We start from the raw sequence: 16,339 nt of genomic DNA, 5'->3' as shown, positions 1-16,339 counted from the left end.
CAAATCAATTTCTAGCCTTATGAGAAACCAAAGTGCATCTTCAGAGGACAATCAAAATCCATTGCAAAATCTTGATCAATGGGAAGAGGATATATTAACCCGCTATCCGGATCCTAAAAACATCAATGCTGACAAAAAAGAAGAGCAGTTCAGAAATTACGAAGAAACAGAAAAAGACAGTGTAAAAGAGTTTTACAGGCTTAACCATACCTATCAAACATACGATTTCGTAAAACAGAAAAAAGCAGATTACTTAAAGTTCGACAAGCAAGAGATGCCAATCTGGAGTGCGTTTGATTTTCTGAATAAGCTGGTGGATGATTCTGATCCGGATACCGATTTAGACCAGATGCAACACCTGTTGCAGACGTCTGAGGCCATCAGAAACGACGGCCATCCCGATTGGATGGTATTGGTTGGGTTAATCCACGATATGGGTAAAGTGCTTTGTTTATTCGGAGAGCCACAATGGGCCGTAGTTGGTGATACTTTCCCGGTAGGATGTGCGTATTCAGATAAAATTGTTTATCCGGAATTTTTCAGTCAGAATCCCGATTATAATAATGAAACTTATCAAACCAAATTGGGTGTCTACACTCAAAATTGCGGCCTGGATCATGTAGATATGTCTTGGGGGCATGATGAATATGTATACCACATGATGAAGCCCTACCTGCCAGAACCAGGTTTATATATGCTCCGTTACCATTCCTTTTATTCACAGCACAGGGAAAATGCGTATGAGCACCTGATGAATGAAAAAGACCATGAAATGTTTAAATGGGTTAACCTGTTTAACCCTTACGATTTATATTCTAAAAACCCCAATCAGAAAAGCTGGGAAGAACTGCAGCCTTATTACAAAGCACTGGTGGCTAAATATTTACCGGCTACTATTAAATTTTAATTCTATCTCCAAACATTAATAACCAAATAAACAATTTATGAATCTAATTTTACAAAAATCATGAGATTTAAATGTACACGCTTAAAGTATAGTGGCATATTTATGCTGCTTTTACTTATCAGCCAGGTGTTCAATGTTGCCTACGCGCAAACTGAACGAAAAATTACTGGAAATTTATTAGATAATACAAACCAGCCTGTAATCGGTGCGTCTGTTTCAGTAAAAGGTACCTCGAAAGTAACTTCCACAGGTACAGATGGATCATTCAGCATTTCAGCAAAAACCGGCGACAAAATTCTTTTCAGTTTCCTGGGCTATCAAACTAAAGAACTTACCGTAGGTACAGCATCTACCTATAAAGTCACTATCTTAGAATCTACGGCCGCTCTTAATGATGTGGTTGTAGTGGGTTATGGTAAAAGTTCAAGAAAAGCGTTAACCAGTTCCATATCTACGGTTAAAGGTGATGATTTGAATAAAGGGGCCATTAGTGATATTGGCCAGATGTTACAAGGTAAAGTACCGGGATTAAACATTACCAGAAATGGAGATCCTAGCCAAAATGCAGCAATCATTATGCGTGGTGCATCTACCCTTCGCGATGGTGCACAATCGCCGTTATTTGTAATTGATGGTGTGGTTGGTGCCGACATTTCAATTCTGGCACCAGATGATATTGCTTCGATCGATGTACTAAAAGATGCTGCAGCTGCCGCTATTTATGGTAACAGGGCTGCAAATGGTGTAATTATGGTAACCACCAAAAGAGGTGTAGCAGGTGCAACACAGATTGCTTACAATGGTTACTTTGGTGTAGAAAACGTATCTAACCGGTATGACATGATGAATGCTGATCAGTTAAAGGCATTCCTAGCGAAAAGCAATTCCGCCCTTACACCAGCCAATGATAAAGGTGCTAATACCAATTGGCAAAACGAGGTACAACGCAGTAATGCTTTATCATACAACCACAACGTCTCTTTAAGTGGTGGTACGGAAAAAACTACCTACAATGCCAGTTTAAATTATTTTAAACAAGAAGGAATTATCAAAACCAGCGATTTAGACAGATTTATCGGTCGCATCGGGATTGAACAAAAAGCTTTAAACGATAAGTTGAAGATCGGATTGAACATTAGCAACTCGGTAACCAACGCTAATCTGGTTCCATATCGTAATACCGTGCTATCGCAAATGCTTACTTACCTGCCAACAGCACCGGTAAAAAATCCTGATGGGTCTTATTTCGATAACTTAATCCAGACCAGCTATTATAATCCGGTTTCTATGCTTGAAAACGGTACAGAGAACCTGAAGAATAAAAATATCTTAGGAAATTTAACCGTTAACTTAAAATTACCATTTGGCTTCTCTTACGATGTTTCTGCATCTTACCAGAATAGCCAAAATGTTTATGGTGCATTTTATAATAACATCTATACTTCCAGGTATAACAATGTTCGTAACACGCCAGAACCACCGGCAACACCTAGCTTTGTAACCCTGGTGGGTAAAGATGGCTTGGCGGTTAGAAATGCCTATCAAAACACCAATAAAATTATAGAAACGTATTTAACCTGGAATAAAAAATTTGGTGACCACGACATCAATGCCGTTGTTGGTTATTCTTATCAGCAATCGCTAAATAATGATGGGTTTCAGGCTACCTCTACAAATTTCCCGATTAACCAGGTTAGTTATAATAATTTAAGTTTAGGAAACCCATACGCGGTAACTGATTTTAGAGTTGATTTTAATCCAAATGTAACTTATCAGGAAATTTTGATGATCTCTGATTTTGCAAGGGTAAATTATAATTATAAAAACAAATATCTTTTACAAGGATCGATTAGAAAAGACGGGTCGAATGTATTTGGTGCTAATGAGAAATGGGGATATTTCCCATCTGTAGGTGCAGCATGGAACATTGATCAGGAAAATTTCTTTAAAAATGTAGGTGTAATTAAAACCCTTAAATTAAGGGGTAGTTATGGTATTGCGGGTAACTCGCTTGGTTTTGCCCCCTTGACCACTAAACTCATTTATGGGCAGGTAGGACAATTTTATTATAACGGTTCGCCGAGAGAAGGTGCCTATGGCGCAATCCAAAACGAAAACCCTGATTTAAGATGGGAGAAAACCGCTACGACCAATATAGGTTTAGATTTTGGACTATTTAATGGCAGGTTAACAGGATCTGTAGACCTATATGATAAAAAAACAACCGATCTGATTTTGACATTTGGCGTTGATCCGAACTTATACCCAGCAGGTTCTTATACGGCAAATGTTGGTAGTCTGAGCAACAAAGGTATTGAGGTGGCTTTAAACGGTACGCCAGTAAGCACGGATAACTTCAGCTGGACTACCGGATTTAACCTGGCGCATAACCAAAATAAAATCATTACCTTATCAGATGATAGCAGATTCAATATCGAGGATCGCCTTACTGTTTCTCCTGATGGTGCCGGACAAAGTGGTGCAACACTTCAAATACTAAAACCAGGGCAGCCAATCGGAACTTTTTTCACCTTTAAGTATGCAGGTAAAGATGCAAATGGTGTTTCACAGTATTATGACGCTGCAGGAAATATAACAAAGACCCCGCTTAACAAAACCGACTATTATATTCTTGGCAATGCGCAACCGAAAGCGCTGTTAGGTTGGTCAAACAATTTAAGATATAAGAATTTTGATTTAAGTGTATTTATGAGAGCGGCGTTAGGCGTTAAAATTATGAACGTTACCCGTGCTGATTTGTTCAGACCGAGCACTGCACAGTTTACCAATATACCGGTAGAGGTTGAAAATGAATCACCAGCTGATTTCAACTCCTATAAATATTCGAGCAGGTTCCTGGAAAATGGTAGTTACCTGCGTTTAGATAATGCTACGCTTGGGTATACTTTCAAAAAAGGTCTTATTCCTGGTGTAAACGCTATCCGTTTGTATACTACAGCGAATAACCTGTTTGTAATAACAGGCTATAAAGGCATCGACCCGGAAATTAACCAGGGCGGTACTGCTCCGGGTGTAGATACCAATAACTTTTACCCTAAAACCAGAACATTTTTATTCGGGTTAAACGTATCATTTAATTAAAAATCACAAAAGATGAAAAATCTTATTAAATACATAGCAGGTACAGCTTTATCGCTAAGCCTGTTCACATCTTGCCATAAACTGGACTTGAAAGTGGAAACACAGCTCACCCCTGAAACATTTCCTCAAACAGACCAACACTTTATACAGCTAACCGGTCAGGTATATGTACAGCTTCGCCAAAACTGGAGTACCGATTATTTCTTTATGCAGTCTTTAAGTACTGATGAAGCCATTATGCCTGCCAGGGGCGGTAACTGGTATGATGGTGGCGTATTTGAAAACCACCATAAGCATACCTGGACTAAAGATAATGGCCATGTAAATAGTGGCTGGGGCTGGCTTTCCGCAACCATAAGTAAAGCAAATCAAAGCTTGTTCTTACTGAAAGATGCGGCTGAATCTCCGGGAAAAACAGCAGCAGTAGCAGAAGTTAGGGCTACCAGAGCCCTGGCATTATTCATGATGATGGATTTATGGGGGAATATTCCTGTTGTAACCACTTTCGGGCAAACAACGCCGCCTGAAACCAAATCGCGCCTTGAAGTTTTCAACTTTATTGAAGCAGAACTTAAGGAAGTATTGCCTAATTTAAGTAGCGCGGTAGGAACAGCGACTTATGGCCGCCCAAATAAGTATACAGCTTATGCTATTCTGGCTAAAATGTACCTGAATGCAGAAGTTTATATTAATACACCAAAATACAATGAAGCAGTAGCCATGTGCGATGCCATTATTGGGGCTTCAGGTTCTCCTTATAGCTTAGAAAGCGATTACAGAAAAATGTTTTTCATAGATAATGGACCTCAGATCAAAGAATTTATTTTTGCGATCCCTTTCGATCCGGGTTTTAGTAATGGTACCATGATTTATTCGCGTTACTCCTTACCTCGTTCTTTACAGAAAAAATACAGCTTAAAATTTACGCCAAGTGCACCAATGAGTACCTTGCCTGAATATTATGCTAATTTCAATGATCCTAATGATAAAAGGAATGCACAATGGATCAAAGGACTACAGACATATTATGATGGCTCACCGGTAACAGTGCCTACCACAAAAAAAGGATATGATCAATTTTATACCGGTTCAGATGGAGCAGATGCCCTTACCTATCAGGTTGATATTACACCAAATGTTACCCTTAGAGATGCATCCAGACCTTTTGATGCCGGAAACGATGAAATTGCCTGGAATATGGGATACAGAAATAATAAATTTTACTGTGACAGTACCTCATCCAGCAGAAACCAGAATAATGATGTACCGGTTTTCAGGTATTCTGATATTTTGTTAATGAAAGCAGAAGCGATATTGAGAGGCGCAACACCAACACAAGGTCAAACTGCTTTATCATTGGTAAATCAGTTACGTGCCGTTCGTACTACTTCACCTGCATGGACCTCAGTTACCTTAGAAGACTTATATAAAGAACGTTGCAGAGAAATGGCCTGGGAATGCTGGCACCGTAACGATATGATACGCTTTGGAAAGTATGAAGGTACATGGGGCTTTAAAACGGATGCGCAAACTTTTCACCGACTCATGCCGATTCCAGCCTCAGCTCTAATTTTAAATCCTAAATTGAAACAAAATCCAGGATACAATTAGAAATATCCAGCAAATTTATAAGAAGAGGTTGTCTCATAAATACAGATGTCATACCGAGCTTGTCGAAGGACTTGCGAAAGTGTCTTTTAAGGCGTTTCGACAAGCTCAACGTGACAAAATTCAAAGATAAATTGATTTATGAAATAGCCTCTTCTTATTTTTTTATCCTAAACTTGCAACAGCTTAAACCTGCCTTTATGATTAAAAAATTACTACTGATTTTCCCCCTTGTTATTTCGGGTTCATTATATGCTCAAACTATAACCAAAAGGCCTTCACAAAATATTACGGCAACAAAGGTGCTGACCAGAGATCCAACTGCCTTAAATTTCATCGCTATGGGCGATTGGGGACGGAACGGTGCCGATCATCAAAAACAGGTAGCCAAACAAATGGGTATTACAGCATCCGAAGTAAAGGCTAATTTTATTATTTCTACCGGCGATAACTTTTATCCCAGTGGCGTAATCAGCGCACAAGATCCTTCTTTTAAATATTCTTTCGAAGATATATATACCGATTTTTCATTACAATGGGACTGGTACCCTGTACTGGGCAACCACGATTATAAATCAAACCCCGATGCACAGGTAGAATATTCAAAAATCAGCCGCAGGTGGAAAATGCCGGCCCGGTATTACGCTAAAAAATTCCCCATCAATGGTGACCTCAATAACCAGGTACTCATTGCTTTTATTGACACCAACCCACTTATACCCGAATTTTACAGCAATGCCGAATACGGCCCAAATGTTAAAGGACAAGATACCACGGCGCAGAAACGTTGGATAGCTAAAACACTCGCCGATACTGATCCTGCAATTAAATGGAAAATCGTTGTAGGCCACCATCCTATTTATACGGGCGGCAGCCGCACCGATGCGTATGATACCAAAGCTGTGCGTAATTCCTTAAAATCAACGTTTGAAAAATATGGTGTAGATGTGTATCTTACCGGTCACGAACACAGTATGCAGTATATTAAACCTGCCGGAAAAACACATTATTTTATTTCTGGTTCTGCTTCTGAAAAAACACCAGTAAAACTCATTACCGATGCCGAAATGGTGGCATCTGAATATGGCTTTATGTTATTCTCGGTAAACAATAACCAATTACGCGTACAAGCCATTAACGATCAGGGTGAGATTATTTATAATACATTGATTAAAAAATAATCCAAAAACAAGCATCATCTGAATCATGGATCAACCAACCAGTACCCTATCTTCAACAGCACACCCGGCAAATAAACCAAAACGGCTGCTTTCACTAGATGCCTTACGTGGCTTTGATATGTTTTGGATTGTGAGTGGCGAAGGTATTTTTCATGGATTGGCCAATGGCATTAAAGAAGACCATGCACTGATAAGGGATTCGTATAACTGGACCATTGCAAGCACCCCAAACCTTTCCCTGTTCGAAAAGATTTTAGTGGGTATCAGCAACCAGCTGCACCATTCGCCCTGGAATGGCTTTACCTTTTACGACCTTATTTTCCCGCTTTTCATCTTTATTTCGGGAGTATCTATGCCTTTTTCTTATCAGAAGTATTTCATGGAAAAAGAGAGCGGACAGGCTTCAACAGGTAAGATTTATTATGCGCTGATTAAAAGAACCCTGATTTTAATTTTACTGGGTGCAGTGGTTAACGGCATGCTGCAATGGAAAGGTTATGAGCAGATCCGTTTTGCCAGTGTACTGGGTCGTATTGGCCTGGCCACTTTCTTTGCTGCTTTAATTTATCTGAATAGTTCACTTAAAAAACAGGTTATCTGGTTTGTATCAATCCTGGCTGGCTATTACCTCATCATGCGCTTTGTACCTGTTCCAGGCTTTGGTAGTGGCACATTTACGCCTGAAGGCAATCTTTCAGCTTATATAGATCGTTTGTTGCTTCCAGGCAAGCTTCACCGTGTAGTTTACGATCCGGAAGGTTTACTGAGTACTATACCGGCCATTTGCTCGGCCATGCTGGGCATATTTACCGGCAGCTTTATAAAGGATAAAACAGTATGCCCCAATCCAAATAAAAAAGTATTGTATTTAATCATTGCGGGTATTGCATTACTGCTCATTGCGCTTGCTGGCAGCTTCCTTTTCCCGATCAACAAAACCATCTGGTCGAGCACCTTTGTCATCTTTGCAGGCGGCTGGAGCATCATACTTTTTGCACTTTTCTATTATTTTATCGATGTGTGCAGTTATCAAAAATGGTGCATGCCTATGATATGGATGGGTACCAATTCCATCTTAATTTATATTTTTGCGCACGGTCTGTTCAATTTCGAATCTACTGCTAACTTCCTCTTCGGCGGAATCATCAATACCATCCCTACTGCGTGGCAACAGGCTGGCGTATGGACAGGTGTACTTCTAATACAATTGTTTGGCTTAAAGTTCCTCTTTGATAAAAAGTGGTTCCTAAAAATTTGATATGAAAATAAAAATGCTATTCGTAGTGCTGCTCGTACTATCGTTCAATAACCTTTGGTCTCAGGCATACCTGGCCTCATCTAATCAACTTATTGCGCGGATTTTACCAAAACAACACCAGGCATTCGTTACCAAGAGTATTGCTGCAGTAAACGGTAAAGATGTTTTTGAAATTGAAAGCAGCAACAACAAGATCGTACTTAGTGGCAGCAGCGGTGTTGCCCTGGCTTCGGCTTTTTATTATTACTTAACCGAATATGCGCACTGCCAGATTACCTGGAATGGCACCAATTTAAATCTGCCTGCTACCCTGCCTGCAGTAAAAACGAAATTAAGAAAGGAAACACCCTACGATTATCGTTACTATTTAAACTATTGTACTTTTAATTACAGTATGAGCTGGTGGGATTGGTCGCGTTGGGAAAAAGAGATAGACTGGATGGCCCTCCATGGTATTAACATGCCTCTTGCCATTACCGGCGAAGAATATACCTGGTACCTTTTATACAAAGAAATGGGCTTTTCAGATGAAGAACTTAAAGATTTTTTTACCGGTCCTGCTTATTTCTCCTGGTTTTGGATGGGAAATATTGATGGCTGGGGCGGTCCGCTTCCGGTAAGCTGGATGAAAAGTCACTTTGAACTGCAAAAGAAAATTTTAGCCAGGCAAAGGTCGCTGGGAATGAAACCGGTACTACCTGCCTTTACCGGACATGTTCCCGCAGCATTTAAAAATAAATTTCCACAGGCAAAGTTAAAAGCCACCAACTGGACCAATGGCTTTGCCGATACTTATATTCTTGATTCGGAAGACCCGATGTTTGCGCAGATCGGGAAGAAATTCCTGCAAAAACAAACTGAATTATTGGGCACCGATCACCTTTACTCTGCCGATACTTTTAACGAAAATGAGCCACCTTCTTCCGATCCCGGTTTTTTAGGTAAACTAAGCGCAAGAATTTACGACGGTATGGCACAGGCAGATCCGAAAGCCATTTGGGTAATGCAGGGATGGTTATTCTATAGTGACCGAAAATTTTGGAAAGAGCCGCAAACAGAGGCCTTATTAAAGGCTGTACCAAACGATAAGATGATTTTACTTGATCTGGCTACCGAAATAGAACCGGTTTGGAAAAGGACACAAGGCTTTTATGGTAAACCATGGATCTGGAATATGCTGCACAATTTTGGTGGCAATACCAACCTTTTCGGGCGGATGGATGTAGTGGCAACTGCCCCGGCCGAGGCGCTCAATGATCCGCAAAGTGGTAAAATGAAAGGTATTGGATTGAGCATGGAGGGCATAGAACAAAATCCGGTACTTTATGAGTTAATGATGGATAATGCCTGGCAGTCTAAACCAATAGATTTGAAAACCTGGTTACCCAAATTTGTGCGCAACCGCTACGGAAAAAGTAATGTAAATGCTTTAAAAGGCTGGGAAATATTGCGTAAAACCGTTTACAATGTACCTGCTGATCAATATATCAGAGATGGTGCAGAATCGATAATTCAGGCACGCCCTACCTTCGATTCGTTAACCCGTTGGGCAAAAACCACCTTAAATTACCATGAAAAAGATTTGCTTCCGGCCTGGGATGAATTTGTAAAAGCCGCACCACTTTGCAAAACCAGCGATGGTTTTCAATACGACCTGGTTGATATTACCCGACAGGTAATGGCCAATTATGCCTTGCCCGTACAAAGAAACATGGTGGCGGCCTACCGTAAAAAAGACCTGCTTACGTTTAAAAAAGAAAGTAGCAAATTTATCCAGCTGATTGATGATATGGACAGGCTATTGGCCACCAGAAAAGATTTTATGCTTGGACCATGGGTAAGTGATGCAAGGAAATGGGGAGAAACCCCGGCAGAAAAAGCGCTTTACGAAATGAATGCCAAAGACCTGATTACCCTTTGGGGAGATGCGAAAAGCCCCTTGAACGAGTATGCCTGCAGGCAATGGAGCGGCTTGTTAACTGATTTTTATAAACCAAGGTGGCAGCTTTTCTTTGCCCGTGCCGAACAATCACTAAAACAGCAAAGCGATTTTAATACCAGCCAATTTAATGAAGAAGTAAGCAACTGGGAATGGAAATGGGTGAATCAGCGAAAAGACTACCCGACTAAAACTGTTGGAAACCCGGTAAATGTGGCACTGGAAATGTATCAGAAATACCGCAAAACCATCGGGGTAGTGCACCAGTAAATCTCGTTAAGGAAATTAAAAAAACAGATCAGGTATACATTAAAAATATTATTGACCAGAAAGAGGCCATAAAAGCGCTGAGATGATTAACTTTTCCGATATAAAAATGATTAAAACGTTTACAAAACGAATTCACAACCGGACAGCCCGGTTAACATTTTATATCCGTATTTTATTGCTTTTTATACTTGTTGGTAGTAAGGGCATCGCGCAGCAACCTGTAATCAAATATGTGCAGCCATTTTCGGGTACATCTTCCAGTACCACACTAGCCAGCCAGCATATAGAAGACAAAACAGAACGGTTGGCTAATACCATACCAGCCGTTGCGCCACCCTTTAGTATGACCCAGTGGACGCCACAAACTCAGCTTTCGGAAAAGAAATGTCTTGCCCCTTATTATTACAATAACAAGAAATTTTATGGCATCAGGGCTAGTCACTGGATCAGCGGCTCGTGTACGCAAGATTATGGTAGCTTTACCATCATGCCCATTTCTGGCAAGCTGAAAACCAGCCCAACAGATTACGCTGCTGATTATACGCACCATAGTGAAGTAGCAACACCTGCTTATTACAAAACAAATTTACCTGGCTATCACCTCCGTACTGAAGCTACCGCCACTTTGCGTTGTGGCCTGATTAGAGTGACAGCACTAAATGCAGATAGTATTTACCTGTTAATTACCCCAAATAGTGATCAGGGTAAAGGATATATTAAAATTGACCGCCAAAGAGGTGAAATCTCGGGGTATAATCCTGTTCACCGCATTTACCAGGGCTGGGGACAGCCTGCGGGCTTTAGCGGCTATTTTTTCATCCGCATTACAAAAGGTTTTACAAGAAGTGGTGTATTTAGCGGTGGCCATGTTTCAGCACATCAATCTATCCAAAACCAGACAGATTTAGGTGCCTATGTTGGCTTTAAATTACAAAAAGGAGAAAGCATTAGCATTTACGCCGGTACTTCTTTTACCAGCATAGCTGCAGCAAAACGTAACCTCGAAACCGAGATCAACACCGCTAGCCTCGAAACCGTTGTGGCTAAAACAAGTCGGGCTTGGGAGCAGGCACTTGGCCAGATTAAGGTTAAAGACGCTAATGAAAAAAACAAGCGGATATTCTATACGGCGCTTTACCATGCACAGCAACACCCACGTTTATTTAACGATGCAGATGGTGGATACCCTCAGTTTGCAGGCAATTACCTCAAAAAAACACTGACCAAAGGAAATTATTATGATGATTTTTCGATGTGGGATATTTACCGCGCACAATTACCGCTTATCACATTTTTAAAACCCGATTTAACTAACGATTTTGCAAATTCCTTGGTGTTAAAAGGACAACAAGGTGGTTGGCTACCCATTTTCCCCTGCTGGAATAATTATACCGCAGCCATGATTGGCGACCACGTTACTGCTTTTCTGGCTTCGGCCTATAATAAGGGAATCCGCGGTTATAATGTAAAGGAAGCCTATCGCCTGATGCGACAAAATGCCTTTCAGATGCCCGATTCTGCCGATTACCTCAACGGCAAAGGCCGCCGTGGCATCAACAGTTACCTGAAATATGGTTATATCCCCATGGAAGACAGCATTCCGGATGCTTACCACAAACGGGAACAGGTGAGCAGAACGCTTGAGTATGCCTACGATGATTATGCTTTGGCTAAGGTAGCGAAAGACCTGGGTAAAACTGCGGACTATAAACAACTGATGGAGAGGGCTTCTAATTATAAAAATGTATTCGATCAACAGGTGGGAATGGCCAGGGGTCGCTTTGCAAACGGCACCTGGTATAAGCCCTTTTATCCTGACCACCGTGAACCCTATATTACGGAAGGAACCCCAAGGCAATACACCTTTTACGTACCGCATGATATGCCTGGATTGATTAAATTAATGGGCGGAAGTAAAAATCTCGAAAATGAACTGGATTCCCTTTTCGGCAAAAAGGAATATTGGCACGGTAACGAGCCTGGTCACCAGATCCCCTTTTTGTATAATTACACCACTTCTCCCTGGAAAACCCAACAACAGGTATCGCGTATTTTAGCAGAAGAGTATGATGAGGGGGCTGGCGGTTTAAGTGGTAATGATGATGCCGGACAAATGTCAGCATGGTATGTATTTGCAGCGATGGGTTTTTATCCGGTAGATCCTGTTTCAGGAAACTACCAGTTAACCAGTCCTTTATTTACACAAACGGTAATATCCTTTAACAATGGCAAAAAATTAACCATAACAACCTTCAAAAAGACTAAAAAATCTATTTTCATTTCAAAAATCACTTTAAACGGAAAATCTTTTACCAAAAATCAAATTACACATCAATCGCTGGTTCAGGGCGGAGAATTGATCTTTTATCTTCAGGATCAGCCAGCGATGCCTTAAATCACTATGAACTGATCTAAATTAAGCTTTAAACAAGATCAGGATCATTAGTAGCGCGCTGAGCAAAAGAATAAAAAATATCATCCTTTTGGGGAAGATGCCTTTATCCTCCTCGTCTCCGGTTTTATCTAATGTATTCGAAGCTTTCTTTTTAACCTTCATCGTTTGCACCTGTATAATACATCTGACTATGGTTAAGCCAAAAAGATTAACAGCCGAAAATTTTAATCTTATTCAAAGACAGATTGATGATCGAATTGAGGTTGTTTTGAGCAGGATCTGGTCAGTAAAACAAAAAATTATAAGTTAAATGTTAGCTACCCAAAACCGGATTGAGCAGAAAGCCAAGCGATCACCCTGATCTGGCTATTAGCATTTTGGGCAACTACATTCGATTTGAAACCGGAAATTAAACAGGAATGTTATTTTATTCAATCATCCGGACATTAACTTCTGATTTCACGACGCATGAAAAGATAATAAGAGCCCGCAAAACAAGCAATGCTGCCTGCCAGAAGTCCGCTAAGTTGCGGCCACACAATCATCAGGCTCTCCCGTAGCGGAAGCGGCAAGGGAATGGCTCCGGAAAGCTGCTCCATACTCAATGGCCCGAGACTTCTGATAGATGGCATTAGCATGGTCGTTGCAGCATCGCTGTATAACTGCCCCGGGGCAATACGCATGATACTCAGAATTAATTCATTGTAGGCCATAGTCTCACTTTGGGTCAGATTAGCTGCATCTGGTAAAAAAGCCCTGATGGCCAAATTAACCACAATCGGATAAAATACCGTAAAAAACAACCAGATGCCCAGCGCAGTTAAGGCTGAGGTGGCGGCGTGGCGAAAAGCAACCGAAAGCATAATAGACAGGCTTAAATAAAAACCGACATAAACCATGGTGAGTAAGGCAAAGGCAACAATTCTCAGAAACTCCTGAGGCTCAATCCTTACCCCGGTAACAAACAGTCCCCCGCCAATCATCAGCAAGGTGAGGGCAATAAACAGCGTTGCAATAATGAGCATTGCGCTGTAAAATTTAGCCAGCAGGATGTTGTCTCGGTATATAGGCTGGGCTAACAATCTTGTCAGCGAACCACTGTTCTGTTCGGAATTAATGGCATCGAAACCCATAGTGATACCAAGCAATGGTGCTAAAAAACTCATCAGGACATGAAAAGGTGGCATAGAACCATCTGTGGCTGTGAGCAGCTTGAGGTAAAAAAACGCATGATCAGGATCGTTGGTATTGGTAAAGGTTGCCCGGATGTTAGACATGGAAATGTACAATGAGGCAAAAAATGTGAGCACCACCAAAGCAAGCAGCAGGATAAAACGCCAGCTACGCACGTGATCTGACACCTCTTTTCTCACCATCACCTTAAAAGGACTGAGCTGGTAAGTTTCTTTTGAATTATTTTTGTTTGTTGCCCAATAATGGCTTTCGCTAAGCGCTTTCATGCTCTGGGGTTAAATTTGTGTTTTTTTCGAAATATTTCTCATAGATCTCATCCAGTCCATATTGTTTTTGGCTTACAGCCTGGATGTCTGCACCTGATTCGATAAGCCTGCGAATAAGTTTTGGGGTGATGTCTTCAGTGGTATTAAATTTCAGGCTCACACCGTTAATAGTCAGACTATTAAACTCCGGAAAACTACTGAATTTATCCTTTAGCACCTCAGGATCTACTGGTATTTGAGTCAGATCAATGCTGGTCTCTACACCTGTGTTTCCGAAGAGCTCGCGGGAGAGTGCAGGCAAATCCCCGGTAGCAAGCAGCTTTCCATCCACGAATATACCTACCCTGTCACACACCTGCTGAACGTGGTGAAGGTGGTGCGACGAAAGCAATACAGTTAAGCCTTGTTCCTGCTGCAGAGATTTGATAAGTTCAAGAAACTCCTTTACCCCGCTCGGATCCAATCCCAAAGTAGGCTCGTCCAGGATGATTAGTTCCGGTTTTTTGATAAGCACTTCAGCCAGTCCCAGTCTTTGCTTCATACCCCTGGAATAACTGGAGGCTAGCTTATCTGAAGCTGACTTCAGCCCTACCAATTCCATGAACCGACGGGCATTTTCAATCATATCCTTTTCAGCCAACCCGTTAAGCCTTGCCATATATACCAGGTTTTCAAGACCGGTTAACTGTGGATAAAAGCCCAGATTATCGGGCATATAGCCCACTTTTCGTTTTACTTCAATAGGATCTCGTGTGGCATTATGGCCACAAATAATGGCCGTGCCGCTATCGGGTTCAGTCAGGCCGAGCATCATCAGTATACTGGTAGTCTTACCCGCACCGTTTGGGCCCAGCAACCCGAATATTTCGCCATGAGGAATCTTTAGGCTGAGTTGATCAACGGCAACATGCGAACCGTAGCTTTTGCACAGGTCCTTTAAATCTATGATTGGTTCCATCTTTCTGGTTGAAGATTTTAAGGTTTCTTAAAAAATGGCTACCTACGACCGTACTTACGGATGAGCACATATACTGCTGCAACTGCCAGTGCAATAATGAGTATACCAATCCAGCCGGAAAGTACAGAGGTTTTAACAAAGATTCTAAAGGGGGCCTGAGCATTGGCATTGTTACCGCCCAGGGTAAAGGTGGCACTATAGTCTCCGGCAATTGTTTTATCCGGCACTTTTAGTGTCACTTTAACGGTCGCCTTCTTTCCACCTTCCAGTCTTTCAATCTGGCTTGGCGAAAAACTTGCTTCCCATCCGGTAGGTAATTGTGAAGAAATACTCAGCGAGGATAAAGGCAGGGTGCCCGTATTTTGCACCTCAAGCTCAATATCCTGATGAGAACCAGCCGTAAGTTCTTCACTCATCCTTCCGCCAGGCGTACCGATGCTGGCACCATAAGATCCCTTAACCACCGCTTCCAGTTGTAATGGCAGCGTCTGTGAAGAGGATACCGCTTTTACAGGAATAAGGTACTTTCTGGTAGCCGCGTTATTGGGTGCGGTAATTTCGATGGCGATCTCCCGCGTTTGGCCGCCTGCTAAATTAACAGAGGTTACCAGGCTACCATCTACGCGGTAGCTAATCTGCCATCCTATGGGCAATTCCGACTTCAGTTCGTAAACTTGTTGGCTGGCTGATCCATTGTGCAGTGAAGTGGAAAAGCGGAACGGTTCATTAACAGCCGATTCGATGTTAATCAGCTTGGCAGAAAACTCAGATGTCCCTTTCGGAGTTTCCTGATTTTGTGCATAAAGTGGCTTGGCCGCCACAAAAAAAATGATTAATAAAAATGTGCGAAATAAGCCTTTCCGCAAGGGTTTGGGTAGTAATTGTAGTGACATAATCTAAACCAAAATGTTAATAATTGCTCTAAAAAATGTTTTCTGATCTTCTTATCTGATGAGGCTTCAAAACAAAAAAAAGTTGTTTTTTTTTCAAAATATTTTAACATTTTTTAACAATTCGTATTGTTGTCTCATGTACATGCCGCATGCTATCTGATACTGTGTAAAAGGTAGCGCCTAAGATACTCCAGGCTACTCGTTAAAAATAGAATTTATGGAAGAAATTAAGGAATTGCCCACTCCTATCTGCACAATAAACTGCTCGCTGAATGAGTTAAAAGAAAATATTGCCATTATTTCCAGGGAATATTCCGCGTTGCACACCTCAGGAACGGAAGTATACTTGTATCTGACTGCATCTATAT

10 protein-coding genes are annotated in these 16,339 nt (G+C 41.3%); 7 read left to right on the top strand and 3 right to left on the bottom strand.

Annotated features, from left to right (window positions below):
• Nucleotides 1-19: 19 nt before the first annotated feature.
• The 7 genes from FFJ24_RS06635 (at nucleotide 20) to FFJ24_RS06605 (ending at nucleotide 12,660) form a co-directional block, all read left to right on the top strand.
• Entirely contained in the window at nucleotides 20-907 is an 888-nt protein-coding gene (locus tag FFJ24_RS06635; protein ID WP_138823695.1) for an inositol oxygenase family protein, read from the top strand.
• A 60-nt stretch (nucleotides 908-967) separates the two neighbouring features.
• The gene (locus FFJ24_RS06630; protein ID WP_138823693.1) at nucleotides 968-4,009 is read left to right on the top strand and encodes a TonB-dependent receptor; all 3,042 of its coding nucleotides are present in this window, start codon (nucleotides 968-970) and stop codon (nucleotides 4,007-4,009) included.
• Nucleotides 4,010-4,021: 12 nt separating this feature from the next.
• Nucleotides 4,022-5,620: a RagB/SusD family nutrient uptake outer membrane protein gene (locus FFJ24_RS06625; RefSeq protein WP_138823690.1), complete on the top strand. Its 1,599-nt coding sequence runs from the start codon at nucleotides 4,022-4,024 to the stop codon at nucleotides 5,618-5,620.
• A gap of 197 nt (nucleotides 5,621-5,817) precedes the next feature.
• A complete protein-coding gene (locus FFJ24_RS06620) occupies nucleotides 5,818-6,798 on the top strand; it encodes a metallophosphoesterase (protein ID WP_138823688.1) in 981 nt (326 codons plus the stop codon).
• Between the two features lie 25 nt (nucleotides 6,799-6,823).
• Nucleotides 6,824-8,056 (top strand): acyltransferase family protein, encoded by a 1,233-nt coding sequence (locus FFJ24_RS06615; RefSeq protein ID WP_138823686.1) that lies wholly within the window; start codon nucleotides 6,824-6,826, stop codon nucleotides 8,054-8,056.
• Nucleotide 8,057: 1 nt separating this feature from the next.
• On the top strand, nucleotides 8,058-10,265 hold the full coding sequence (locus FFJ24_RS06610; RefSeq protein WP_138823684.1) for an alpha-N-acetylglucosaminidase: 2,208 nt from the start codon (nucleotides 8,058-8,060) through the stop codon (nucleotides 10,263-10,265).
• A gap of 106 nt (nucleotides 10,266-10,371) precedes the next feature.
• Complete coding sequence (locus FFJ24_RS06605) at nucleotides 10,372-12,660, top strand: GH92 family glycosyl hydrolase (protein ID WP_138823682.1); 2,289 nt, start codon at nucleotides 10,372-10,374, stop codon at nucleotides 12,658-12,660.
• A gap of 446 nt (nucleotides 12,661-13,106) precedes the next feature.
• Here the strand turns inward: FFJ24_RS06605 and FFJ24_RS06600 are convergent, their stop codons facing one another.
• Genes FFJ24_RS06600 through FFJ24_RS06590 form a run of 3 tightly spaced genes read right to left on the bottom strand, consistent with a single transcriptional unit; the run spans nucleotide 13,107 to nucleotide 15,971 of the window.
• A complete protein-coding gene (locus tag FFJ24_RS06600; RefSeq protein ID WP_210419478.1) occupies nucleotides 13,107-14,120 on the bottom strand; it encodes an ABC transporter permease in 1,014 nt (337 codons plus the stop codon).
• Nucleotides 14,107-15,078 carry an ABC transporter ATP-binding protein gene (locus tag FFJ24_RS06595; RefSeq protein ID WP_138823680.1) on the bottom strand — a complete coding sequence of 324 codons (972 nt, stop codon included), beginning with the start codon at nucleotides 15,076-15,078 and terminating at the stop codon, nucleotides 14,107-14,109. The genes FFJ24_RS06600 and FFJ24_RS06595 overlap by 14 nt, the downstream gene beginning before the upstream one ends.
• Before the next feature lie 38 nt (nucleotides 15,079-15,116).
• The gene (locus FFJ24_RS06590; RefSeq protein ID WP_138823678.1) at nucleotides 15,117-15,971 is read right to left on the bottom strand and encodes an NEW3 domain-containing protein; all 855 of its coding nucleotides are present in this window, start codon (nucleotides 15,969-15,971) and stop codon (nucleotides 15,117-15,119) included.
• Between the last annotated feature and the right edge of the window lie 368 nt (nucleotides 15,972-16,339).

It is taken from the genome of Pedobacter sp. KBS0701, assembly GCF_005938645.2.
In the GTDB taxonomy this organism is placed as follows: Bacteria; Bacteroidota; Bacteroidia; order Sphingobacteriales; family Sphingobacteriaceae; genus Pedobacter.
This window is presented reverse-complemented; position numbering and strand designations above follow the sequence as displayed.

Coding starts and splice junctions, on each gene's coding strand:
- FFJ24_RS06635 (WP_138823695.1), top strand. CDS start 20: ATGAGAAACCAAAGTGCATCTTCAGAGGACAATCAAAATCCATTGCAA.
- FFJ24_RS06630 (WP_138823693.1), top strand. CDS start 968: ATGAGATTTAAATGTACACGCTTAAAGTATAGTGGCATATTTATGCTG.
- FFJ24_RS06625 (WP_138823690.1), top strand. CDS start 4,022: ATGAAAAATCTTATTAAATACATAGCAGGTACAGCTTTATCGCTAAGC.
- FFJ24_RS06620 (WP_138823688.1), top strand. CDS start 5,818: ATGATTAAAAAATTACTACTGATTTTCCCCCTTGTTATTTCGGGTTCA.
- FFJ24_RS06615 (WP_138823686.1), top strand. CDS start 6,824: ATGGATCAACCAACCAGTACCCTATCTTCAACAGCACACCCGGCAAAT.
- FFJ24_RS06610 (WP_138823684.1), top strand. CDS start 8,058: ATGAAAATAAAAATGCTATTCGTAGTGCTGCTCGTACTATCGTTCAAT.
- FFJ24_RS06605 (WP_138823682.1), top strand. CDS start 10,372: ATGATTAAAACGTTTACAAAACGAATTCACAACCGGACAGCCCGGTTA.
- FFJ24_RS06600 (WP_210419478.1), bottom strand. CDS start 14,120: ATGAAAGCGCTTAGCGAAAGCCATTATTGGGCAACAAACAAAAATAAT.
- FFJ24_RS06595 (WP_138823680.1), bottom strand. CDS start 15,078: ATGGAACCAATCATAGATTTAAAGGACCTGTGCAAAAGCTACGGTTCG.
- FFJ24_RS06590 (WP_138823678.1), bottom strand. CDS start 15,971: ATGTCACTACAATTACTACCCAAACCCTTGCGGAAAGGCTTATTTCGC.